Genomic DNA, 23,958 nt, shown 5'->3' on the forward strand with positions numbered 1-23,958 from the left:
ATGCTTTATTCTGTGCTGAATCTCAGGAGCAGCCCGTGAAAGCCCTCGACCAACTCACCTTCGACAACCGCTTCGCCCGCCTGGGCGATGCGTTCTCCACCCAGGTCCTGCCCGAGCCGATCGCCGAGCCGCGCCTGGTGGTGGCGAGCGAGTCGGCCATGGCCCTGCTCGACCTCGACCCGGCCCAGGCCAACGAGCCGGTGTTCGCCGAGCTGTTCAGCGGCCACAAGCTGTGGGAACAGGCCGACCCGCGTGCGATGGTCTACTCGGGCCACCAGTTCGGCTCCTACAACCCGCGCCTGGGTGATGGCCGCGGCCTGCTGCTGGCCGAGGTGCTGAATGACCAGGGCGAGCACTGGGACCTGCACCTGAAGGGCGCCGGCCAGACGCCCTATTCGCGCATGGGCGACGGCCGCGCCGTGCTGCGCTCGTCGATCCGCGAGTTCCTCGCTTCAGAGGCACTGCACGCGCTGGGCATCCCCACCAGTCGGGCGCTGTGCGTGATCGGCTCGAGCACCCCGGTGTGGCGCGAAACCCGCGAGAGCGCGGCAATGCTCACCCGCTTGGCACAGAGCCATGTGCGTTTCGGGCATTTCGAATACTTCTACTACACCAAGCAGCCGGAACAGCAGCGTGTGCTGATCGACCACGTGCTGGAGCAGCACTACCCAGAGTGCCGCGATGCCGAGCAGCCTTACCTGGCCATGTTCCGCACCATCGTCGAGCGCAACGCCGAGCTGATCGCCCGCTGGCAGGCCTATGGCTTCTGCCACGGGGTGATGAACACCGACAACATGTCGATCCTCGGCATCACCTTCGATTTCGGCCCGTACGCCTTCCTCGACGATTTCGACGCCAACTTCATCTGCAACCACTCAGACGACCGCGGCCGCTACAGCTACGCCAACCAGGTGCCGATTGCCCACTGGAACCTCAGTGCCCTGGCCCAGGCCCTGACCACAGTGATCGAGGTGGAACCGCTGAAGGAAGCGCTGGGCCTGTTCCTGCCGCTGTACCAGGCGCACTACCTCGACCTCATGCGTCGGCGTCTGGGTCTGACGACCGCCGAAGACGACGACATGGCGTTGGTCGAGCGCCTGCTGCAGCGCATGCAGAGCGGTGGCGTGGACTACAACCTGTTCTTCCGCAAGCTGGGCGACCAGCCCGTCGCCGAGGCGCTGAAAGCGGTGCGCGACGACTTCATCGACCTCGCCGGGTTCGATGCCTGGGGCGCGGATTACCTGGCACGCTGCGAGCGCGAGGCGGGCAATACCGAAGGCCGTCGTGAGCGGATGCATGCGGTGAACCCGCTGTACGTGCTGCGCAACTACCTGGCGCAGAAGGCCATCGAAGCGGCCGAAGCAGGGGATTATAGTGAAGTACGCCGCCTGCATAAGGTACTGAGCCAGCCGTTCAAGGAGCAGGCCGGCATGCAGGCCTATGCCGAGCGCCCGCCTGAGTGGGGCAAGCATCTGGAAATCAGCTGTTCTTCATAATGTTCAAGGAACCCACATGTCCGATCCACTGGTAATTCCCTGCCCCCACTGCAACGGCCTCAACCGCCTGCCGGCGGTACGCCTGGGCGACGCCCCGAAATGCGGCCGCTGCAAACAGGACGTGCTGCTGAGCCAGCCCTTCGAACTCAGCGAGGCCAACTACGCCAGCCAGATCAAGGGCGACCTGCCACTGCTGATCGACGTCTGGGCCGACTGGTGCGGCCCATGCAAATCCTTCGCGCCGACTTTCGAACAGGCCGCCCGCCAGCTCAGCGGCCGCTGCCGCCTGGCCAAGCTCGACAGCGAAGCCAACCGCAACCTCGCCGGGCAACTGGGCATCCGCTCGATTCCCAGCTTGATCCTCTTCAAGAATGGCCGCGAAATCAGTCGCCAGGCTGGTGCGTTTCCACTGCAGTCGTTGCTGGAGTGGTTGCGTAACCAGGGGGTTTAAGCGTTCTCTTCGAGCAGCGAGTGCAGCTCGACAAACTGCTGTGTCAGCTTGTGCCGCGGCTCCAGGTGAATCAGCGGCAGGCTGGCATGGTGCGACTCGCGCATCTTCACCGAGCTGCCCAGATACACCGGTAGCACCGGCAGCCCTTCGGCCAGCAGCTCGTCGAGCATCTGCTGCGGCAGGCTGGCGCGGGACTGGAACTGGTTGACCACGATGCCTTCGACCACCAGGTCTTCATTGTGGTCGTCCTTGAGCTCTTCGATTTCGGCCAGCAGGCCGTACAGCGCCTGACGCGAAAAACTGTCGCAGTCGAAGGGAATCAGCACACGATCAGCGGCGATCAAAGCGGAAACCGCATAGAAATTCAGCGCCGGCGGCGTGTCTATGTAGATCCGCTCGTAGTCCTCGTCCAGCTCATCGAGCAACTTACGCAGCTTGTTGATCTTGTGCTTGGCTTCCAGCTTGGGCTGCAGGTCGGCCAGCTCCGCCGTGGCGGTAACCACATGCAGGTTGTCAAACGGGGTTTCGTAGATATCGACCTTGTTCTTCTTGCTGAACGGTCCGCTGGACAGGCTCTGCTTGAAGAAGTCGGCAATGCCCATGGGGATGTCGTCGCCGGTCAGGCCGGTCAGGTACTGGGTCGAGTTGGCCTGCGCATCCAGGTCGATCAGCAAGGTCCGATAACCTTCGCTAGCGCTCACTGCCGCCAGGTTGCAAGCGATGCTCGACTTGCCCACGCCACCTTTCTGATTGAACACCACGCGCCGCATGATTGACCTCCGTGTATCAACGAATGCCCGAGTATGTGGCGGCGCAGCGGCAATGGCCAGTGCCATTTGCCCATTCGCTGGCACAGCGCGAGAACATCACTGCTGGCCCGCCATCAGCCCCTTCAGCAACTCGGCAAACGCCCGTGCCATCGCCGAACTCCCGCGCTCGCGCTGCACCAGCCACACTGCCGACATCGCCCCTTCATCCAGCAGCGTGCGGTACACCACGCCTTCGATGCGCATGCGCTGGAACGACGCCGGAAGCACCGAGACACCAAGCCCCGCCGACACCAGGCCGATGATGGTCATCGCCTCTCCCGCTTCCTGGGAGAAATGCGGGCTGAACCCGGCCTGGCGCGCCAGGCTCAACAATTGCGCATGCAACCCGCTGCCGTAGCTGCGCGGGAAGAACACGAACGGTTCATGGGCCAGGGCAGCCATGTGCACGCCCTGTTCCGTGCCCTCGGCCAACGGGTGCGAGGCATTGATCACAGCGACCAGCGGCTCGCGGAACAGCTCGGTGGCCACCAGGCCATCCGGCAGCGGCATCGGCCGCATCAGCCCGACCTCGATGGATTCGTCGAACACCCCTTCGGCGACATCGCGGCTGCTCATTTCCTTGAGGTTAAGGTGCACTGCGGGGAAGCGCTGGCGAAAGGCATGAATGGCCTTGGGGATCTTCGAGGTGAACGGCGCCGACGACGTAAAACCAATCTTCATCTCGCCCAGCTCACCCAACTGTGCACGCCGCGCCACATCGGCCGCCTTCTCCACCTGAGCCAGCACTTGGCGCGCCTCTTCAAGGAACAGCCGGCCAGCCTCGCTCAGCTCGACCCGACGATTGGTCCGCTCGAACAGACGGGCGCCCAACTCCTGCTCCAGCGCTTGGATCTGCTGGCTCAACGGTGGCTGGGAGATGCCCAGTTGCTGGGCCGCGCGGCCGAAGTGCAGCTCTTCGGCGACGGCGATGAAGTAACGCAAATGGCGCAGTTCCATGATCGGCTCCAATTAGGTCGCTAAAGATCTTAAATAGGTCGAACAATATATTGGATCTAATCATTAGCCAGCTATATGCTTTTTTCATTGCGCCAGAGGTACCGCCCGTGAAAACTGCTGTAGCCCCCCTTCCTGCCGGCCCAGAACCTGCCTCCCTGAACGACATGTGGATCGAAAAAGGCACCCCCGCCTTCATGAAAACCGTGCTGGCCCTGTTCAGCGGCGGCTTCGCCACGTTCGCCCTGCTGTACTGCGTGCAGCCGATGATGCCGCTGCTGTCGAAGGAGTTTTCCATCAACGCGGCGCAGAGCAGCCTGGTGCTTTCGGTATCGACTGCGATGCTCGCCTTCGGGCTTCTGATCACCGGCCCGATCTCCGACCGCATCGGCCGCAAACCGGTGATGGTCTTTGCCCTGGTCTGCGCCGCCCTGTCGACTCTGGCCAGCGCAGTGATGCCGAGCTGGGAGCTGGTACTGGCCACCCGCGCCTTGGTGGGCCTGTCGCTGAGCGGCCTGGCGGCGGTGGCGATGACCTACCTGAGCGAAGAAATCCACCCACAGCACATCGGCCTGGCCATGGGCCTGTATATCGGCGGCAATGCCATCGGCGGCATGAGCGGGCGGTTGATTACCGGGGTACTGATCGATTTCGTCAGTTGGCACACGGCGATGCTGACCATCGGCGGGCTGGCCTTGGTGGCGGCGCTGGTGTTCTGGAAAGTGCTGCCCGAGTCGCGCAACTTCCGCCCGCAGTTGATGAGCCCGCGTAGCCTGCTGGACGGTTTCGTCATGCACTTCAAGGACGCCGGGCTGCCTTGGCTGTTCCTCGAAGCCTTCTTGCTGATGGGGGCCTTCGTCACCCTGTTCAACTACATCGGCTACCGCTTGTTGGCCGAGCCTTACCACATGAACCAAGCGCTGGTCGGCTTGCTGTCGGTGGTGTACCTGTCGGGTATCTACAGCTCGGCGCAAGTTGGCGCACTGGCTGACAGGCTGGGCCGGCGCAAGGTGTTCTGGGCCAGTATCGTGGTAATGGCCGGCGGCCTGCTGATGACCCTGGCCACCCCGCTGGCGCTGGTGATCGTTGGCATGCTGGTGTTCACCTTCGGCTTCTTCGGTGCGCATTCGGTGGCCAGTAGCTGGATCGGCCGCCGGGCGCTGAAGGCCAAGGGCCAGGCCTCGTCGCTGTACCTGTTCAGCTATTACGCAGGGTCCAGCGTGGCCGGTACGGCCGGTGGGGTGTTCTGGCACCAATGGGGGTGGAACGGGATTGGCTTGTTCATTGGCGGACTGCTGACGGTGGCTTTGCTGGTGGCCCTGCATTTGAGCAAATTGCAACCCAAAGCAGCCTGAAAGGCCGAGGCATCATGCCTCGGCCAACATCATCACGAAGCGCGCCTGAAGCAGCTCGCCTTCGGCTTGCAGCTGCAGGCTGAGCGGCTTGCCACCCTCCTGCTCCAGTAGATGCAACCAGGCCAGCACAGCCGCAGCAGCCCCCTCCAGGCTGGTGATACGCAGGCCCGCAGCCAATTGCCAGGTAGACACGTCAGCCATGGCCAGTGGGCAGGTCAAGGTCAGCGGTCGCCCACTCTGTAGAAGCGCTCACCCTCGCGGCTTCCCACTAATGGGATTACCACCCAGGACCAGGCAGAAGAACGGCTCAGGGCAGCATTCGACGTAGCACGCTCCGCCCCGCAAACTCATGCATGGCGACTGCAGCTACGTGCAACGCCACAGCCAAAGCCAGGGCGACGTTTGCTGCTACATGCACCGTGAGCCAGGCACTTAGCCAAAATGGATCAGTCAGCAAGGGAGCGATTGCAAACCAGCCAAATACATCAATCGCACGATCCATCATCAGCACGCCTGAAGTCAGTACCAATGCGATGAGCCAATAGATGCCTTCGTGGAAAACATGCGCGATACGCCGCACCAAGGCATTTTCGCTCAGTGCGCTCGGCCTGGCCTTCAGGTAGCGCATGAACCAGCGCAGTAGGAAGACCGGAATAAACAGCGTGGTCAGGCCGACATTCACGAAGCCGACCCATTGTGCGGTGGCGGGTTCGACAACGAAGCCGGTCACGTAAAAACCACTCACCAACGCCCATACGATGACCAAGGCAGAGACCCAATGCAACAGGATCTGCTGCCAGCAATAAGTGTGTCGTTGCATCAGAAATACCGTGGCACGGCATGGCATGCCCTATTGGGCTGTCAGGCCGTACTCCTTTTAGCGTTTGATCCAGGCGTCTTGCCAGTTGCTGCCTACACCAGGCTCATATTGGTTGGCACCGCCCGAATAGCTCTTGCACCAACCCTCGAACGGGAATGGTTTGCACTCGAATACCTCGCCGGTCTTGGTCTGCAAGACACGAGTGCCCTGTTTGTAACTTCTGCACGCATACGCGCGCGAAGGTGGCTCACTGGCATAACCATGCGCATTCGCAAGCTGGACATGCATACCAGCAACGGCAACCGGCCGCCAGAGACTGCTGGCAGCAAACTTGCGCAAGTTCTTTGTTGTACTCATGACGCACTCCGGACTACTTGAGCTTGCGTCGGGGAGGCCCGACAGGAGTGCGCGAGTCTAGGAATCGTGAAGGCGCCGATATGTAGGAAAAGGCCTGGGTATCTTCAGCCTTCTCTTTCTCGGCTTGATGGCGTCGGTTTCAACGGTGAGGTTAGCGTGTGAAGCGCAACAAAAAGCCCGGCACTTGGCCGGGCTGTTCGTTTCAACGCACTTACTCGTGGTACTGCGCCGACAGCTCATGCACGGCGTTGATGAACACGCCCGCGTGCTCCGGGTCGACTTCCGGCGTGATGCCATGACCCAGGTTGAACACGTGGCCGGTACCCTTGCCATAACTGGCCAGGATGCGCGCGACTTCGTTGCGGATGGCTTCCGGCTTGGCATACAGCACGGTCGGGTCCATGTTGCCCTGCAGGGCTACCTTGTCACCGACACGGCGGCGTGCGTCGCCGATTTCGCAGGTCCAGTCCAGGCCTAGCGCGTCAGCGCCGGCTTCGGCGATGCTTTCCAGCCACAGGCCGCCGTTCTTGGTGAACAGGATCACCGGCACCTTGCGCCCTTCGTGCTCACGGATCAGGCCACTTACGATCTTGCGCATGTAGGCCAGGGAGAACTCCTGGTAAGCCGCCGCCGACAGGTTACCGCCCCAGGTATCGAAGATCTGCACCGCCTGGGCGCCAGCAAGGATCTGGCCGTTGAGGTAGCTGGTGACCGACTGGGCCAGCTTGTCCAACAGCAGGTGCAGGGCTTGCGGGTTGTCGTAGGCCATGGCCTTGGTCTTGCGGAAGTCCTTGGACGAGCCGCCTTCTACCATATAGGTGGCCAAGGTCCACGGGCTGCCGGAGAAACCGATCAGTGGCACACGACCATTGAGCTCACGGCGGATGGTGCTGACCGCGTCCATCACGTAACCGAGGTCTTTCTGCGGGTCAGGGATCGGCAACGCTTCAATGTCGGCCGGGGTGCTGATGACCTTCTTGAAACGCGGGCCTTCGCCGGTTTCGAAGTACAAGCCCAGGCCCATGGCATCTGGGATGGTCAGGATGTCCGAGAACAGGATCGCCGCATCCAGCGGGTAACGGTCCAGCGGCTGCAGGGTCACCTCGCAGGCGAACTGCGGGTTCATGCACAGGCTCATGAAATCACCGGCCTTGGCGCGGCTGGCGCGGTACTCCGGCAGGTAGCGGCCGGCCTGGCGCATCATCCAGACAGGGGTGACGTCAACGGGTTGCTTGAGCAGCGCACGCAGGAAACGATCGTTCTTCAGGGCAGTCATGTCGGCATCCGGAAAAATAGTGCGAGCATTTTCTCAGACGCCAGCGCAAAAGGCACGGTCAAGGCCATGCGTTTTGTCTATTAGGTGCCACAGATCAAGCATTTTTGTATACAAAAATGCTTGAGGCCGCAAAGCGGCCCCAGCAATCGATCAGACTTCGAGGTAGTCCAAGATACCTTCGGCAGCGTTGCGGCCTTCGAAGATGGCGGTCACTACCAGGTCCGAACCACGCACCATGTCGCCACCGGCGAACACTTTCGGGTTGCTGGTCTGATGCTTGAACTTGGCTTTCTCCGGCGCCACCACACGGCCTTGGCTGTCCAGCTGGATGCCATGCTGCTCGAACCACGGTGCCGGGCTCGGGCGGAAGCCGAAGGCGATCACCACGGCGTCAGCCGGCAGGATCTCTTCGGAGCCCGGGATCGGCTCAGGGCTACGACGGCCACGGGCATCTGGCTCGCCGAGACGGGTCTCGACCACCTTCACGCCTTCGACCTTGTCCTCGCCGACGATGGCGATGGGCTGGCGGTTGTAGAGGAACTTCACGCCCTCTTCCTTGGCGTTCTTCACCTCTTTGCGCGAGCCCGGCATGTTGGCTTCGTCACGGCGATAGGCACAGGTCACCGACTTGGCGCCCTGGCGAATCGAGGTGCGGTTGCAGTCCATCGCGGTGTCGCCACCGCCCAGCACCACGACCTTCTTGCCCTGCATGTCGACGAAGTCTTCCGGCGACTTTTCGAAGCCCAGGTTGCGGTTGACGTTGGCGATCAGGAAATCCAGCGCGTCATGCACGCCTGGCAGGTCTTCACCCGGGAAACCACCCTTCATGTAGGTGTAGGTACCCATGCCCATGAACACTGCGTCGTACTCGGCGAGCAGCTGTTCCATGGTGATGTCCTTGCCCACCTCGGTGTTCAGGCGGAACTCGATGCCCATGCCGGTGAAGACTTCGCGACGATTGCTCAGCACGGTCTTTTCCAGCTTGAACTCGGGGATACCGAAGGTCAGCAGGCCACCGATTTCCGGGTTCTTGTCGAACACCACCGGGGTCACGCCACCGCGCACCAGCACGTCGGCGCAGCCCAGGCCAGCCGGGCCGGCACCAATGATGGCGACGCGCTTGCCGGTTGGCTTGACCCTGGACATGTCAGGGCGCCAGCCCATGGCAAAGGCGGTGTCGGTGATGTACTTCTCCACCGAGCCGATGGTCACCGCGCCGAAACCGTCGTTCAGGGTACAGGCGCCCTCGCACAGACGGTCCTGCGGACACACACGGCCGCACACTTCCGGCAGGGTGTTGGTCTGGTGCGACAGTTCGGCCGCGGCCAGGATATTGCCTTCGGAGACCAGCTTCAGCCAGTTGGGGATGAAGTTGTGTACCGGGCACTTCCATTCGCAATACGGGTTACCGCAGCCCAGGCAGCGATGTGCCTGCTCCACGGACTGCTGCGGCTTGAACGGTTCGTAGATCTCCACGAACTCCTTCTTGCGCTGGCGCAGCAGCTTTTTCTTCGGGTCCTTGCGGCCCACTTCGATGAACTGGAAGTCGTTGTTCAGACGTTCAGCCATTTTTCAAAACCTCTTTACAGCAGCTGCGAGCTACAAGCTGCAAGCCGCAAGACGATCACTTAAGCCGGGCAAACCTCGTGCTGCTTTTACTTGCAGCTTGAGGCTTGCCACTTGCAGCTGTTGTTACTGCGGGTTGGCACGGGTGCTGGACAGCAGTTGCTTGAGGTTGGCCGCCTTCGGCTTGACCAGCCAGAAGCGCCGCACGTAGTCGTCCAGATTCTCGAAGAGCTCGCGCCCCCACTCGCTGCCGGTCTCTTCCACGTATTCGCCAAGGACCCGCGCCAAGTGGCTGCGGTAGGCTTCCATCGCCTCACCACTGATGCGCTGGATTTCCACCAGCTCGTGGTTGAGCTTGTCGACGAAGCTGTTGTCCATGTCGAGCACGTAGGCGAAGCCGCCAGTCATGCCAGAACCGAAGTTGTAACCAGTCTTGCCCAGAACGCAGACAAAGCCGCCGGTCATGTATTCACAGCAGTGATCGCCAGTACCCTCGACAACAGCGTGGGCGCCGGAGTTACGCACAGCGAAACGCTCGCCCGCAGTACCCGCGGCGAACAGCTTGCCGCCGGTGGCGCCGTACAGGCAGGTGTTGCCGACGATGGCGCTGTGTTGGGTGGCGAACGGGCTGCCAGCTGGCGGCACGATGGTGACCTTGCCACCGGTCATGCCCTTGCCGACGTAGTCGTTGGCGTCACCTTCCAGGTGCAGGTTCAGGCCACCGGCATTCCACACGCCGAAGCTTTGCCCGGCAGTACCCTTGAAGCGGAAAGTGAGCGGCTTGTCAGCCATGCCCTGATTGCCGTACAGCTTGGCGATCTCGCCAGAGATACGGGCACCGATGGAACGGTCGCAGTTGCAGATGTCGAGGCTGAACTCGCCGCCGGCCTGGTCGCGGATCGCCGGCAGAGCCATCTCGACCATCTTCTCGGCCAGCTCGCCCTTGTCGAACGGCGGGTTCTTGTCGACTTCGCAGAACTGCGGCTTGTCGGCCGGGATGTGCGAGCTCCCCAGCAGCGGGGTCAAGTCCAGGTACTGCTGGCGCTCGGTGTCGCCTGGCAGTACGTCGAGCAGGTCGGTACGGCCGATCAGCTCGCCGAGGCTGCGCACGCCCAATTTGGCCAGCCACTCACGCGTTTCTTCGGCGACGAAGGTGAAGAAGTTGATCACCATGTCGACGGTGCCGATGTAGTGGTCCTTGCGCAGCTTATCGTTTTGCGTGGCTACGCCGGTGGCGCAGTTGTTCAGGTGGCAGATGCGCAGGTACTTGCAACCCAGGGCGATCATCGGCGCGGTGCCGAAGCCGAAGCTCTCGGCACCGAGGATGGCTGCCTTGATCACGTCCAGGCCGGTCTTCAGGCCGCCATCGGTCTGTACCCGTACCTTGCCGCGCAGGTCGTTGCCGCGCAGGGTCTGGTGGGTTTCAGCCAGGCCCAGTTCCCACGGGGCGCCAGCGTACTTGATCGAGGTCAGCGGCGAAGCACCGGTACCACCGTCGTAACCGGAGATGGTGATCAGGTCGGCATAGGCCTTGGCCACGCCGGCGGCGATGGTGCCAACGCCGGCCTCAGCCACCAGCTTGACCGATACCAGGGCCTGCGGGTTGACCTGCTTGAGGTCATAGATCAGCTGGGCCAGGTCTTCGATCGAGTAGATATCGTGATGCGGCGGTGGCGAGATCAGGGTCACGCCCGGTACCGCATAGCGCAGTTTGGCGATCAGGCCGTTGACCTTGCCGCCTGGCAGCTGACCACCTTCACCGGGCTTCGCGCCCTGGGCAACCTTGATCTGCAGCACTTCGGCGTTGACCAGGTATTCCGGGGTCACGCCAAAGCGGCCGGTGGCCACCTGCTTGATCTTCGAGCTGCGGATGGTGCCGTAGCGCGACGGGTCTTCACCGCCCTCACCGGAGTTGGAGCGTGCACCCAGGCGGTTCATCGCCTCGGCCAGGGCTTCGTGAGCTTCCGGCGACAGTGCACCCAGCGAAATACCGGCGGAGTCGAAGCGCTTGAGGATGGCCTCCAGCGGCTCGACCTGATCCAGCGGCAGGGCCTCGTCGGCCACTTTCACTTTCAGCAGGTCGCGGATCATCGACACCGGGCGCTGGTCGACCAGTGTGGTGTATTCCTTGAACTTGGCGTAATCGCCCTGCTGAACGGCGGCTTGCAGGGTGTTGACCACGTCCGGGTTGTAAGCGTGATATTCGCCACCGTGGACGAACTTCAGCAGGCCACCTTGCTGGATCGGCTTGCGCGCGCTCCAGGCTTCGGCTGCCAGCAGCTTCTGGTCACCTTCGAGGTCGACGAAGCGCGCACCCTTGATGCGGCTGGACACGCCCTTGAAGCTCAAGCCGACCACTTCTTCGGCCAGGCCCACGGCTTCGAACAGCTGGGCGCCACGGTACGAGGCGATGGTGGAGATGCCCATCTTCGACAGGATCTTCAGCAGGCCTTTGGAAATGCCCTTGCGGTAGTACTTGAAGACTTCGTCCAGATCGCCCAGTACTTCGCCGGTACGGATCAGGTCGGCCAGCACTTCGTAGGCCAGGTACGGGTAAACGGCCGAGGCACCGAAGCCCAGCAGCACGGCGAAGTGGTGCGGGTCGCGGGCAGTGGCGGTTTCGACCAGGATGTTGCTGTCGCAACGCAGGCCCTGTTCGGTCAGGCGGTGATGCACGGCACCCACGGCCATCGACGCGTGCACCGGCAGCTTGCCCGGGGCGATGTAGCGGTCGCTCAGCACCAGCTGGGTCTTGCCGCTGCGCACGGCTTCTTCAGCCTGGTCGGCAATGTTACGGATGGCTGCTTCCAGGCCGACGCTCTCTTCATAGTTGAGATCGATCAGCTGACGGTCGAAACCCTCGCGCTCCAGGTTCATCAGCGAACGCCACTTGGCAGGCGAGATGACCGGCGAACTGAGGATCACCCGCGAAGCGTGCTCCGGGGATTCCTGGAAGATGTTGCGCTCGGCGCCCAGGCAGATTTCCAGGGACATGACGATCGCTTCGCGCAGCGGGTCGATCGGCGGGTTGGTCACCTGGGCGAACTGCTGGCGGAAGAAGTCGTACGGCGAACGCACACGCTGCGACAGCACGGCCATCGGCGTGTCGTCACCCATCGAGCCGACCGCTTCCTGGCCCTGCTCGCCGAGTGGGCGCAGCACCTGGTCACGCTCCTCGAAAGTGACCTGGAACATCTTCATGTACTGCTTGAGCTGGTCAGCGTCGTAGCTGGCCACGCCCTGGTCGTCGGTCAGGGTCGCCTGGATGCGCAGGGCGTGCTGACGCAGCCAGCGCTTGTACGGGTGGCGCGACTTCAGACGGTTGTCGATGGCGTCGGTGTCGAGGATCTGGCCGGTCTCGGTGTCCACGGCAAGGATCTGGCCTGGGCCGACACGGCCCTTGGCCAGGACTTCCTCAGGCTGGTAGCCCCACACGCCGATTTCCGAGGCGATGGTGATGTAGCCGTTGGTGGTCGTCACCCAGCGCGCCGGGCGCAGGCCGTTACGGTCGAGCAGGCACACCGCGTGGCGGCCTTCGGTCATGACGATACCGGCCGGGCCATCCCACGGCTCCATGTGCATGGAGTTGTATTCGTAGAAGGCGCGCAGGTCGGCGTCCATGGTCTCGACGTTTTGCCAGGCTGGCGGTACCAGCATGCGTACGCCGCGGAACAGGTCGATGCCACCGGTTACCATCAGCTCCAGCATGTTGTCCATGCTCGAGGAGTCGGAACCAACGCGGTTGACCAGTGGGCCGAGTTCTTCGAGGTCGGGGATCAAGTCGTTGGCGAACTTGGTGCGACGGGCCATGGCCCAGTTGCGGTTGCCGGTGATGGTGTTGATCTCGCCGTTGTGGGCGAGGAAGCGGAACGGCTGCGCCAGCGGCCATTTCGGCAGGGTGTTGGTGGAGAAGCGCTGGTGGAACACACAGATCGCGGTCTGCAGACGCTCGTCACCCAGATCAGGATAGAACGCCGCGAGATCGCGCGGCATCATCAGGCCTTTGTAGATGATGGTCTTGTGCGAGAAGCTGCAGATGTAGTGGTCGGCGTCGTGGGCGTTGGCCACGGACGAACGGCGACGGGCACTGAACAGCTTGATGGCGAATTCCTGATCGCTCAGGCCTTCACCGCCGATGAACACCTGTTCGATCTGCGGCAGGCGCTCCAGGGCCAGGCGGCCGAGCACGCTAGTGTCGATCGGGACCTTGCGCCAGCCGACCAGCTTCAGGCCGGCAGCGACGATTTCGCGGTCCATGTTGGCGCGGGCAGCTTCGGCTTTGACCGGGTCCTGGTTGAAGAACACCATGCCGACGGCGTACTGCTTGGGCAGCTCGACGGCGAAGTGCTCCTGGGCCACGGCCCGCAGGAACTGATCGGGCTTCTGCATGAGCAGACCGCAACCGTCACCGGTCTTGCCGTCGGCGTTGATACCGCCGCGGTGGGTCATGCAGGTCAGTGCCTGCATGGCGGTTTGCAGAAGGTGGTGGCTCGGCTCGCCCGTCATATGGGCGATCAGGCCAAAACCACAGTTGTCCTTGAATTCTTCGGGATGGTACAGACCTGTTTTCATAGACACTTTCTCACCAGGTTCACCTCTCAACCGGAGGTAAATCTCTTTTATGTACAACCACTTACCATCCACGCCGATCAAACGCCAGCTTTTTTGCGGTGGCCATGGAAAACCATTGTTGCACAGCGACAGTCATACCCACAAATTTTCATGTCTCACCATTGAAAATTTATGTCGCAATTTTGAATGTTTTTGCGCCATGCGCCGTGATAGCGGCTTGGCTCGAGTCTGAAGCGTTTCAGCCATGACTGCAACAGAGGCTTGTGGCCGGCAGTCTGGGACAGAAAAGCCTGCCGCGCTCAGGCGCAGCAGGCTATTCGAATGTCGTTAATCGCTCAGCAACTGGGCGGCGGGGGTGATGCCGCCCGGCAGGTATCAGCGGGCCGAGGCCAGCTCTTGTTGGACGCTGGCAACGGTACGTGGCCAAGGTTTACCAGCCTGGACCTTCGCTGGCAAGTTCTTGATTGCCGCAACGGCTGCGTCGCGGTTGGCGAAGTTGCCGTAAGTGACCACGTACAGGGGTTTGCCCTGCAGGTTTTTCTTGAAGTAGCGATAGTCGCCACCCTGCTCCTTGACGAAGGCCTGGGCCGACGCCTCGGAGCTGGTGCCGAGGATCTGCACCACATAGTTGCCTGGCTTCTGGCCCGCGTACCAGCCACCGCTGCCACTGGCGCTGGCGACCGGTTTTTCTACCGGTTTGGCGGCAGGCTTGGCGACAGCGACCTGAGTCGGTGCCGGCACCGGCTTGGCAGGCGCAACCGGCTTGACTGGCTGAGTAGCGACAGGCTTGGGCGCTGGCGCAACCGGCTGTGCCGGTGCGGTAGCCTGGGCCATGCTCGGCGCGGGGCCAGCAGGCACACCCTGTGGCGGCGCGATCGTGGTCACGGTCGGCGGATTGCCAGGTTGCAAGGCGGTGTTGCCGGCCGGGCCACCTTCTTCGCCATCACCCATACCGGCAGCTTGCGCCAGCGGCTCGCGCATGACTGGCTGGGACTGACCCACCAGCGGCAGCGGCATCGGCTGCGACTGGCCGGAGAATTCGATGGCCGGGTTGCCGTTGTTCGACTGGGCGCCACCTGGCTGGCCCTGGCCCAACGGCAACTGGGCCTGGGCCACAGGCGCCTCGGCAGCGGGCTTGTCGCCTTTCTTGGGCATCAGAACCGCAGCACCTACGGCGACCACGACGACAGCGGACAGCGCGAGTACGTGTTTCTTAGGCATTTTGAACCCCATGGATGGTCGCTTGACCGTGGTACGGCTGGCGATCATGGCTTCGATCAAAGTATCGCGGGCGACCTGGTTGATGTTGCCAGGCCATCCGTCGGAGTTTTCATGGATATCGACTAGCTGTTCACGGGTGAACACCTCGATGCCCCGGCCAGCGCCTTCCAGGCGTTGCTCCAGGTACTCGCGGGTTTCTTCCTCGCTGTAGGGGGCAAGTTCAATGACGTGGAAGCGCTCTTCCTCGACCTGGATCTCGTCCAACCCGGCAATCAGCGAAGGCTCGCCGAACAGGAACACGTGCGGGCGCCCTTCCGGCAGCCCGGCAGCCAGTTCCAGCAACGCTTGGAGTGCCGACTCGTCGAGTTGTTCCGCATCGTCCACCAGCAAGTAGACTTCCTGCCCGGTCAGTGCCAGTTGCACCACCTTGTTCAGGATCGCCTGCACTTCAGGCTGGGCCACTTCCAGCGTTTGCGCTACCTGGCCGAGCACACTGGCGGCGTCACTGGCGCCGCGGGCAGACACCACCACGCTGAGCACCGACTGCTTGTTGGTGCTCGCCACCAAGGCCTGGCGCAGCAGGGTCTTTCCGCTGCCTACGGGGCCGGTGACCACCAGCATCAGCTGGCTGTAGCGGGCCAGGTGATGCAGCTGGCCCAGCACCGGCTTGCGCTGGGCAGGGAAGAACTTGAAGCCGGGCACACGCGGTGCGAACGGATCGTGGCTCAACTGGTAATGTTCGAGGAACGCCTCATCGGCATGCAAACTGGTCATTACGCTGTCACAACCTCAAAGCTGGGCCACGATCGCGCGGTAATCCGCCGACAGCGTGGCCTGAAGAATCTCTTTCGGATAGTCGTCGGTGATCACGGCTTCGCCCAACTGGCGCAGCAGCACCAGCCGCAGGCGGCCATCGAGCACCTTCTTGTCGACCGCCATATGCTCCATGAAATGCGCCGGGGTCATTTCCTGTGGTGGCACCACCGGCAAACCTGCGTCCTGCAGCAGGCGGATACCGCGATCACGCTCGGCCTGGTCGATCCAGCCCAGGCGCATGGACATTTCCAGGGCCATCACCGTGCCTGCGGCCACGGCTTCACCGTGCAGCCACACGCCGTAGCCCATGTGTGTTTCGATGGCGTGGCCGAAGGTATGGCCCAGGTTCAGCGTGGCACGCACGCCGGACTCACGTTCGTCGGCGCCAACCACGGCAGCCTTGGCAGCGCATGAGCGGCTGATCGCTTCGGTCAGGGCTGCGGGCTCGAGGGCGCGCAGGGCCTGCATATTGTCTTCGAGCCAGCTCAGGAAGGGTTTGTCGCAGATCAGGCCGTACTTGATCACTTCGGCCAGGCCCGCCGACAGCTCGCGCTCGGGCAAGGTCTTGAGGCTGGTGGTATCGATCAGCACCGCGTTGGGCTGATAGAAGGCACCGACCATGTTCTTGCCCAATGGGTGATTGATGCCGGTCTTGCCGCCCACCGAGGAGTCGACCTGGGACAGCAGGGTGGTAGGCACCTGGATGAAGTCGACGCCGCGCTGGTAGCAGGCCGCGGCAAAGCCGGCCATGTCGCCGATCACGCCGCCGCCGAGGGCCACCACGGTGGTACGACGGTCATGCCGCGCTGTTAGCAGACCATCGAAGATCAGTTGCAGGGTTTCCCAGTTCTTGTGGGCTTCGCCGTCCGGCAGGATCACCGGCAGCACCGCATAGGCACCGAGGGTCTTGCTCAGGCGTTCGAGATACAGAGGCGCGACGGTTTCGTTGGAAACGATGGCAACCTGCCGCCCGCGAATATGCGGTGCCAACAGTTCGGCCTGGTCCAGCAGGCCTTCGCCAATGTAGATCGGGTAGCTACGCTCGCCGAGGTCGACCTTAAGTGTCTGCATGTATCCCCACAATGTACTTGGGCGCGGCGCCGGCTGTTCGACCCGCGCGGTAACGTTGAACCTCGCCTCGGCGCTGGCCGAGAATAGTCCCGGCTTAGCGGGGCGGCAACTGCTGCAGGCGCTCGAGAATATCGAGCACCACCATGCGCGGTGGCCGTTCGTCGGTTTCCACCACCAGGTCGGCGATTTCACGATAGAGCGGGTCGCGCGCCTCCAGCAAGGCACGCAGGGTCGCCTCCGGGTTGGCGGTGCGCAGCAACGGGCGGTTGCGATCGCGCGCCGTACGCCCGACCTGTTGCTCCACCGAGGCGTGCAGGTAGATCACCCGGCCGCCCTCGTGCAGCGCTTGGCGGTTTTCCGCGCGCATGACTGCGCCGCCACCGGTTGCCACGACCACGCCATCGAGCGCGCAGAGCTCGGCGATCATCGCTTGCTCACGGTCACGGAAGCCCGGTTCGCCTTCCTTATCGAAGATCCACGGGATGTTGGCGCCGGTTCGCAGCTCGATTTCCTTGTCGGAATCTTTGAACAGCAGGCGCAACTCTTTGGCCAACAGGCGCCCGATGGTGCTTTTGCCAGCACCCATGGGCCCTACAAGTATCAAATTTCGCACAGAATCAACGACTCACAGCAATCGCCTGGTCACTCATGATACGCGGAGTCAGGAAGACCAGCAGCTCGGATTTTTTCTCTTGTAATGCATCGCGTCGAAACAGCCGCCCAACATACGGTAGATCGCCGAAAAATGGCACCTTGTCGACCACATTGTTTTGCGTGGTCGAGTAGACTCCACCGATGACGATGGTTTCACCGTCCGCCACACGGACTTTGGCATTGACCTCGTTCTTGCGAATCGGCGGCACGTCGTTCAGGGCATTGACGAAGTCAGGCTCGTCCTTGGTCACCTTGACCGTCATGATCACCTTCCCGTCCGGAGTAATCTGTGGCGTGACCTCCAGCGACAGCGAGGCCTCGCGAAAGGCCACCGAGGTGGCGCCACTCTTGCTGGTTTCCTGATAAGGCACTTCGGTACCCTTGAGAATCCTGGCGGTTTCCTTGTCAGCCGTGACCACCTTGGGCTGGGAGATGATTTCGCCGTTGCCGCTCTTTTCCATGGCGCTAAGCTCCAGGTCAAGCAGCACACCGCCACGCAACAGGCCAACACCAATGCCGGCGCCGCCCCGCTCCATGCCCAGGTCGACAAACAGATCCTTGCCCAACTTCGGCGCTTCCCCATACAGCTGTCGCCCCCAGCGCACGCCCAGGCCTTTCTCATAGTCGACATTGGCTTCGACGATGCGCGCCTCGATCTCTACCTGCTGTACCGGCACATCAAGCTGAGCGACCAACTGCCGCAACTCGGCAAGGCGGTCAGCAGGCTGGTGCGCGACCAAAGTGTTGGTGCGAGCGTCGACACTCAGGCTGCCACGACCGGTCAGAATGCCGTCATCCGCCAGGGTTTCCAGCAGCAACTCTGCAAGGTCGGAAGCCTTGGCGTGATGGATCGGCAGCAACTCACGCCGCAAGGGTTGCAACTGCGCATCCAGCACCTGCCCGATACGGGTGCCGCGGGATTGCTCGGCCAACTCGACAGCTGGCGCCACCAGCAGCACATTCCCTTCCTCGCGCCGAGCCAGCCCTTTGCTACGAAGAACCAGCTCCAGCGCCTGATCCCAGGGGACCTCCTGCAACCGCAGGGTGACATTACCTTGCACAGTGTCACTGGCCACCAGGTTGATCCCGGCGTAGTCAGCCAGAACCTGCAGCACCGAGCGCACCTCGACATCCTGAAAGTTCAGCGAGATAGGCTCACCCCGATAGGGCGCCGCGATGCACCATTGACCGGGTATCACCGCCACCACCACCCACTTCAACAGCCATTTCATCACCTTCCGTGGCCTCCGTTGTCACGCTCTTCCTGAGCGTCAGCATTACCGTGCGTTCACGCCACACGCCCCCTACGAACAGTCGCTCACGTACATCCAACTGCCGTTCGCCGACTTCCACCACAACACCTCCATCACGCCCCAGCCGATCACCGGGGCGCACGCGATACAAGCGACCTGCTGCCAACAGCAACGCTTCACGCTGCTGTCCCCGCTGCAGGCTGCCGACCATCTGCAGCTGAGCCAGCGGGACACTGGCAAGCCCTGCCTGCGCAATGCGCTTCGCCCAGGCGGAAAACGGATCGAGAACCACCGGCAGCACCTCACCTCGAGCGGGTGAATCAGCCAGTGAAAACGGCTCGGGCACTGCCCCGTCAGCCTGATAGGCATGCACGCGAATGCCAAGGCGCAACAGACCAGGCCGGTCATCGGCAGGTGCCAACTGCAACCCCTCGGCGCGCAACAGACGATCTTGACCAAGCCAGTCGTCCAGCCACATCCGCAGCCCCGAATAGCGTCCAACTACCTGCACGTCCAACGGTGTCTGCAGGTAACCAGGCTGCTTAATTTCATCAAGTACATCGAGTCGCTCGAAGTGCAGGCCATGCGCATGCCCCGAGGCCGCCAGCTGGTCGAGCAAATCGCTCATGTCGGCCCCGCCGGCAAGACGCCAGCGAGCATCCTGCAAAAGTTGCCATTCATCATCGAGGGCCTTGCGCATTTGCGTCAGCGCCAGCACCTCGGCAGCCTTGGTTTCATGCGCCTCAAGCAGGCGAACTTGCCTGGCGAATTCTTCCTCCTGAAGCTGCAGCCATTGCGGCAAGCGAAACAGACAGCCGAGCCCAAACAGGATGAGGCCCGTGGCGAATGGCAGCGCGCAGCGAAAAAAACGCGAGCGCTCGACGAGGGCCAGCCATGCGCCTGGCTGCAGCAGATTCACGACCAGAACGCCGACAAGCGGGCCAACAACAGAAACTCGTCGCCACCCGGCTGACTCTTCAGGCTTTTCAGCTCCAGTTCACGCATCACGGCAGAGCGCTCCAGCTCACGCATCAGCTGCGCCACGACTGCCCCTGAAGCGGCCACACCGACCATGCTCACCCGTGAGTCGTGCAGTTCGAGCCTGAGCAGTTGAACGCCCTTCGGCAGCGCCCGCTCCAGATCCGCAAACACAGCGGTCACCAGCCCCTGCTCAACACGCAAATCAGCCAACGCCGCAGCCTGCGCACGCAGCGCATCATAGGATTGCCTAATACGATCATGCTCAGTCATCTGCACCTCGAGCACATCGATTGCGGCTTGCTGGCCATTGTTGGCATCAGCTTGCTGTCGAGCTCGCTGCCGAGCCAGTTGATCGATCAGCAGCACCGCAGACAACGCCACCACGGCTGCCCCCACCAACATCAGACGCAAACGGCGGAGCGCTGCCAGGCGCTGCCGCTCTCGCCACGGCATCAGATTCAGGCGCAACATCAGCGCACACTCCCCATTGCCAATGCAAAAGCCAAGGCCATGCTGCCCTCACTGCAATCCACGCCGGCCACAGGCGGCAATGGCCGGCACGGCAAGCCGAGACGCTCACTCAGTTGACTATGCAAGCCTCGCCCGATCGCAGGAGCGCCGACGACAAGCACTTCTTCCGGCCCCGCTCCTTCAGCGAATACATCACCGGGCAGATCAGGCAGCGCACCCGGGAGCAATTCCCGCCGTGAAGGCAGCGTTTCGCCAAGCCAACCATGCAGCGTCGAGCTGCCCGGCTCGATACGCAGCAGTGCTGCCGGGCCTTTGGCTTGCTTTGGCATCAGCCGGCGCAAGGCAATGCTGTCCACCTCCGCAACCTCCAGCTCCAGCCCGGCCGCTTCGAATGCTGCTTGCAAAGGCTGCAATGCACTCTGTCGACTGGCCGCGACCAGGACATCCAGGCTACCGGGTTGTATCAAAGAAGCGCCCAGCACCTGAAAGTCCAGCACCAGGTCTTCAAGGGGAAAGGGAAACAGCCGATCCGCTTCCGCCAGCAGCTGTGCCTCCATTTGGCTCGGAGCCTGACCGACTGGCAGCTGGCACAGCTTGCAGATCACTTGCGAGGCAGGCAGGGCCACGGCAGCCCGGCGCTGGCGACTGCCAGATTGCCGATAAGCGCTGCGCAGGGCCGCGACGATTCGATCTGGGTCCTGCCAGCCGCCGCCAGGCGCATACGGCTCGACCACCCAGACCAGCTGCTGGTAGCGCCCCCTGTGGCGCCGCAGCTGTGCAATACGTATGGAGTCGGAAGCAATTTCCACCCCCAACAGTGAACTGGCATCCTTGCCAAAACGTCCAAGCATAGCGACTTCCTTGTTACAACCATGAACCGCCGCGTTGCCGGGCCTGACCAGCCAGACGGTGCAGCGGGCCGCCTGGCCGGTCACCCGGCGAGACGAAAAATGCTTATAATGCCCAGCGTTGTGCGACACGTTTTGCGTGTCTCCTCCCACCAAGCTGTATGGTCAGCTTGATGTGGTTTTCCAAAGGAAACCGAAAACTTGGGTACCCATCCCCAAGAAACAAAACCAACCCAGAAGTCCACTGCCTTCAAGGACTTAACGCTGCGGCGGATGGCAAAACCCAAGGTCGTTCAGCTCTCGGTAGCACGACCGCAGGACCGGCAATCCCGGTTTTGGAGAGCCCTCTACACACCAACCCAAGCGGGGGAGAAGACCCCCGCAGGGGTCCCCTCCTGCTTATTTTGAAACAGGAGGTAACAACTTCCCGACCAACGGTCATTTCACCGTCTTGGTTCGGTCCTTCCTCTGGAGACATGAGCGGAAGCTCTGTCTGTCATTGTCCAACTGCCGCCTACATGGAGCAGTAGCGGACTCGTTGTGCGACCAACGGTAGCCTACGACGGCATGCATCACTGGCAACGGTGGTGTGTGAAGCCCGTCTGACAATGTAGCCCCCACCTCGGGTGCATTCTCTCCGCGAGGAGAGGTGCGGAGACTCGGAGCAGTGCCGGGTTGAGGCGCTAGGCTGACTGGTATGGGTAACGTATGTGAACCACTGATAAACACCGTAAGCATTGCCAAGCCAAAGCTGCTGACAGGCTTGAACCAAAAGGTACGTGATCGGATATCTCCGTAGCGCTTGGGGATACGTCGCCTTCAAGATCACCGGTGAAAAGGTGGGCCCTAACCCAGTCGTGTGACAGACAGGGAACGTGGTAAGCCCGTATCGCTGCCCTGTGGGCAGGTGAACCGTAAGGAACACTGTTGGCGGTGCGGGTATGGGATCGCAGAGAAAGCGAACGCCAGGCTGTAATGGCTTGGATAGGGGTTGGAACATCACCCCACGGGAAACCGGGCAGACTTCTGCGTGGTCTTCTGCCGCAATGACTCTGACTGAGACCGTCTCATCAACTTCAGGGCTGGCTTCATTGGCCCTTGATCATCCAACCCTGACGGGGTGCACGCGCCCCTCAGGGGTACGTGCGCCTTCCGCTCGGGTGGTATCACTTTGAGAGGAAAGCAGCATGAAAGAGCTCAGCCAGCAAGGTGAGCCTGCGCTTTCCGGCACTCCGCAGCAGTGGCATGACGTCGATTGGCGTCGGGTTCAGCGGAATGTCCGGGGAATGCAGGTGCGAATTGCGAAGGCTTGTCGGGAAGGCAAATGGCGCAAGGTTAAATCCCTGCAACGGATGCTTACCCACTCGAAGTCGGCCAGATACTTGGCCGTACGGAGAGTCACGGAAAATCAGGGAAGCCGCACGGCGGGAGTCGATAGGCAACTCTGGGACACACCCAACGCTAAATGGAATGCGGTTGGTCAGTTGAAGACGCGGGGTTACCGGGCTCGGCCACTACGGCGAGTCTACATCCCGAAGTCGGATGGACGGGAACGCCCTCTGGGCATACCGACCATGACGGATAGGGCCATGCAAGCACTGTACATGCTGGCCCTGTCTCCCATCGCAGAAACCCAGGGCGATCCGAATAGCTACGGCTTTAGGATCGAACGTTGTACGGCGGATGCGATGGCGCAGCTCTTCCTGTGTCTTTCCAAACAGGCTTCCGCCTGTTGGGTTTTGGACGCAGACATCGAAGGGTTCTTCGACAACATCAACCATGAATGGCTGTTAGGAAACGCCCCTACGGATAACCGGATGCTTCGGCAGTGGTTGAAGGCTGGAGTCATCCACAAGGGGCAGTTGCACGCAACGGATGCAGGCACGCCACAAGGGGGAATTATCTCCCCGGTGTTGGCGAATCTGGCACTGGATGGTCTGGAAACACTCCTCAAGCAACACCTAGGAGTGACAAGGGCGAAGAAGCTGAAGGTGAATGTGGTGCGATACGCGGATGATTTCGTGATTACTGGCACTTCCTCGGAAGTGCTGGAGAACGAAGTAAAACCTTGGGTAGAACAGTTCCTCGCGAAGCGTGGACTGCGGTTGTCACTCAAGAAAACGCGTATTGCTCACATCGACGAAGGCTTCGACTTCCTTGGATGGAATTTCCGGAAATACGAAGGAAAGCTGCTGATCAAACCGAGCAAAAAGAACGTTAAAGCGTTCTACGGCAAGATCAGGGAGGCAATCAACACCCACAAGACGAGTAAGCAAGAGGATCTAATCCAACTGCTAAATCCGATGCTGAGGGGTTGGGCGCTATACCATCAGCCAGTGGTAGCCAAGCAAACGTACAGCCGGATGGACCACCGAGTGTTTGTAAAACTGTGGCGTTGGGCGAAACGGCGACATCCAAACAAGTCCCTCGACTGGGTTAGGAAGAAGTACTTCCGAGCCTCCGGAGAACGGAACTGGGTTTTCGCCACCACGACAGTGGACGATGCTGGGAGGAGACGGGAGATCGAGCTTTGCTCGCTCGCGAGCACGCCGATCGAGCGACACAAAAAGGTGAGTGGGGATTACAACCCTTATGACCCTGCCATGGAGGCCCAAAGCGAAAAACTGCGGATGGACCGGATGCTGAAAAAGCTGCAGTACCGGAAACAAATCGGCAGCCTATACGCCAGCCAAAACGGCCTGTGTTTGCTTTGCAAGCAACCGATCACCAAGGAAACGGGGTGGCACGACCACCACATCATCCACCGGGCCGTTGACGGTGGTGACGCCTTGGCCAATCGGGTACTCTTGCACCCCAACTGTCATAACCAGCTCCACACGCGTGGTCTGTACGTGACCAAGCCGGCTCCCCTTGGGGGCTTAAAGAAGGCTTGAGCCGTATGCGCTGAAAGGCGCACGTACGGTTCTTAGGGGGGAGTCAGCCAGCAATGGCTGGCTCCCACCCGACTTTTCGTCCGCCGGCCCCGT

The 23,958-nt window shown here is 61.7% G+C and carries 19 protein-coding genes; 4 read left to right on the forward strand and 15 right to left on the reverse strand.

The features are described from left to right. Positions 1-35 precede the first annotated feature (35 nt). Both selO and trxC read left to right on the forward strand, forming a co-directional pair. Complete coding sequence (gene selO / locus BGP85_RS27640; protein ID WP_103446051.1) at positions 36-1,496, forward strand: protein adenylyltransferase SelO; 1,461 nt, start codon at positions 36-38, stop codon at positions 1,494-1,496. Between the two features lie 16 nt (positions 1,497-1,512). Next, complete coding sequence (trxC, locus tag BGP85_RS27645; RefSeq protein ID WP_103446052.1) at positions 1,513-1,947, forward strand: thioredoxin TrxC; 435 nt, start codon at positions 1,513-1,515, stop codon at positions 1,945-1,947. On the opposite strand, the gene BGP85_RS27650 is transcribed toward trxC, so the two are convergent. Both BGP85_RS27650 and BGP85_RS27655 read right to left on the reverse strand, forming a co-directional pair. After that, positions 1,944-2,717: a ParA family protein gene (locus BGP85_RS27650; protein WP_103446053.1), complete on the reverse strand. Its 774-nt coding sequence runs from the start codon at positions 2,715-2,717 to the stop codon at positions 1,944-1,946. The genes trxC and BGP85_RS27650 overlap by 4 nt on opposite strands. 96 nt (positions 2,718-2,813) lie before the next feature. Next, positions 2,814-3,713 carry a LysR family transcriptional regulator gene (locus tag BGP85_RS27655; RefSeq protein WP_103446054.1) on the reverse strand — a complete coding sequence of 300 codons (900 nt, stop codon included), beginning with the start codon at positions 3,711-3,713 and terminating at the stop codon, positions 2,814-2,816. 164 nt (positions 3,714-3,877) lie between these two features. Between BGP85_RS27655 and BGP85_RS27660 the strand changes: the two genes are divergently transcribed. Continuing rightward, positions 3,878-5,065, forward strand: a complete 1,188-nt coding sequence (locus BGP85_RS27660) for an MFS transporter (RefSeq protein WP_258035838.1) — start codon at positions 3,878-3,880, stop codon at positions 5,063-5,065. 12 nt (positions 5,066-5,077) lie between these two features. Here the strand turns inward: BGP85_RS27660 and BGP85_RS27665 are convergent, their stop codons facing one another. The 13 genes from BGP85_RS27665 to pilM all read right to left on the reverse strand — a co-directional run bounded on the left by BGP85_RS27665 (position 5,078) and on the right by pilM (position 20,974). Continuing rightward, positions 5,078-5,284 carry a hypothetical protein gene (locus BGP85_RS27665; protein ID WP_146049005.1) on the reverse strand — a complete coding sequence of 69 codons (207 nt, stop codon included), beginning with the start codon at positions 5,282-5,284 and terminating at the stop codon, positions 5,078-5,080. Between the two features lie 88 nt (positions 5,285-5,372). Then, on the reverse strand, positions 5,373-5,885 hold the full coding sequence (locus BGP85_RS27670; protein ID WP_103446241.1) for a cytochrome b: 513 nt from the start codon (positions 5,883-5,885) through the stop codon (positions 5,373-5,375). A 57-nt stretch (positions 5,886-5,942) separates the two neighbouring features. Then, positions 5,943-6,242 carry a hypothetical protein gene (locus tag BGP85_RS29475; protein ID WP_103446057.1) on the reverse strand — a complete coding sequence of 100 codons (300 nt, stop codon included), beginning with the start codon at positions 6,240-6,242 and terminating at the stop codon, positions 5,943-5,945. A 211-nt stretch (positions 6,243-6,453) separates the two neighbouring features. Next, entirely contained in the window at positions 6,454-7,518 is a 1,065-nt protein-coding gene (hemE, locus tag BGP85_RS27680) for a uroporphyrinogen decarboxylase (protein WP_103446058.1), read from the reverse strand. Between the two features lie 150 nt (positions 7,519-7,668). Beyond that, complete coding sequence (locus BGP85_RS27685) at positions 7,669-9,087, reverse strand: FAD-dependent oxidoreductase (RefSeq protein ID WP_103446059.1); 1,419 nt, start codon at positions 9,085-9,087, stop codon at positions 7,669-7,671. Positions 9,088-9,210: 123 nt separating this feature from the next. After that, complete coding sequence (gene gltB / locus BGP85_RS27690) at positions 9,211-13,656, reverse strand: glutamate synthase large subunit (RefSeq protein WP_103446060.1); 4,446 nt, start codon at positions 13,654-13,656, stop codon at positions 9,211-9,213. Between the two features lie 375 nt (positions 13,657-14,031). After that, complete coding sequence (locus BGP85_RS27695; RefSeq protein WP_103446061.1) at positions 14,032-15,651, reverse strand: AAA family ATPase; 1,620 nt, start codon at positions 15,649-15,651, stop codon at positions 14,032-14,034. A gap of 15 nt (positions 15,652-15,666) precedes the next feature. Next, the gene (gene aroB / locus BGP85_RS27700) at positions 15,667-16,764 is read right to left on the reverse strand and encodes a 3-dehydroquinate synthase (RefSeq protein ID WP_103446062.1); all 1,098 of its coding nucleotides are present in this window, start codon (positions 16,762-16,764) and stop codon (positions 15,667-15,669) included. A gap of 94 nt (positions 16,765-16,858) precedes the next feature. After that, on the reverse strand, positions 16,859-17,377 hold the full coding sequence (gene aroK, locus BGP85_RS27705; protein WP_060509908.1) for a shikimate kinase AroK: 519 nt from the start codon (positions 17,375-17,377) through the stop codon (positions 16,859-16,861). Positions 17,378-17,381: 4 nt separating this feature from the next. Further along, positions 17,382-18,650, reverse strand: coding sequence for a type IV pilus secretin PilQ (locus BGP85_RS27710; RefSeq protein WP_103446063.1), 1,269 nt, complete (start codon positions 18,648-18,650; stop codon positions 17,382-17,384). Beyond that, a complete protein-coding gene (locus tag BGP85_RS27715) occupies positions 18,574-19,590 on the reverse strand; it encodes a pilus assembly protein PilP (RefSeq protein WP_103446064.1) in 1,017 nt (338 codons plus the stop codon). The genes BGP85_RS27710 and BGP85_RS27715 overlap by 77 nt, the downstream gene beginning before the upstream one ends. Next, positions 19,587-20,123, reverse strand: coding sequence for a PilN domain-containing protein (locus tag BGP85_RS27720; protein ID WP_103446065.1), 537 nt, complete (start codon positions 20,121-20,123; stop codon positions 19,587-19,589). Before BGP85_RS27720 ends, BGP85_RS27715 begins: the two co-directional genes overlap by 4 nt. Next, positions 20,123-20,974 carry a type IV pilus biogenesis protein PilM gene (gene pilM / locus BGP85_RS27725; RefSeq protein WP_103446066.1) on the reverse strand — a complete coding sequence of 284 codons (852 nt, stop codon included), beginning with the start codon at positions 20,972-20,974 and terminating at the stop codon, positions 20,123-20,125. Before pilM ends, BGP85_RS27720 begins: the two co-directional genes overlap by 1 nt. Positions 20,975-22,158: 1,184 nt before the next feature. Here pilM and ltrA point away from each other — a divergent pair. Next, entirely contained in the window at positions 22,159-23,865 is a 1,707-nt protein-coding gene (ltrA, locus tag BGP85_RS27730; RefSeq protein ID WP_012312325.1) for a group II intron reverse transcriptase/maturase, read from the forward strand. Positions 23,866-23,958: the final 93 nt, after the last annotated feature.

The sequence above is a fragment of the Pseudomonas putida genome (assembly GCF_002906855.1).
In the GTDB taxonomy this organism is placed as follows: domain Bacteria; phylum Pseudomonadota; class Gammaproteobacteria; order Pseudomonadales; family Pseudomonadaceae; genus Aquipseudomonas; species Aquipseudomonas putida_N.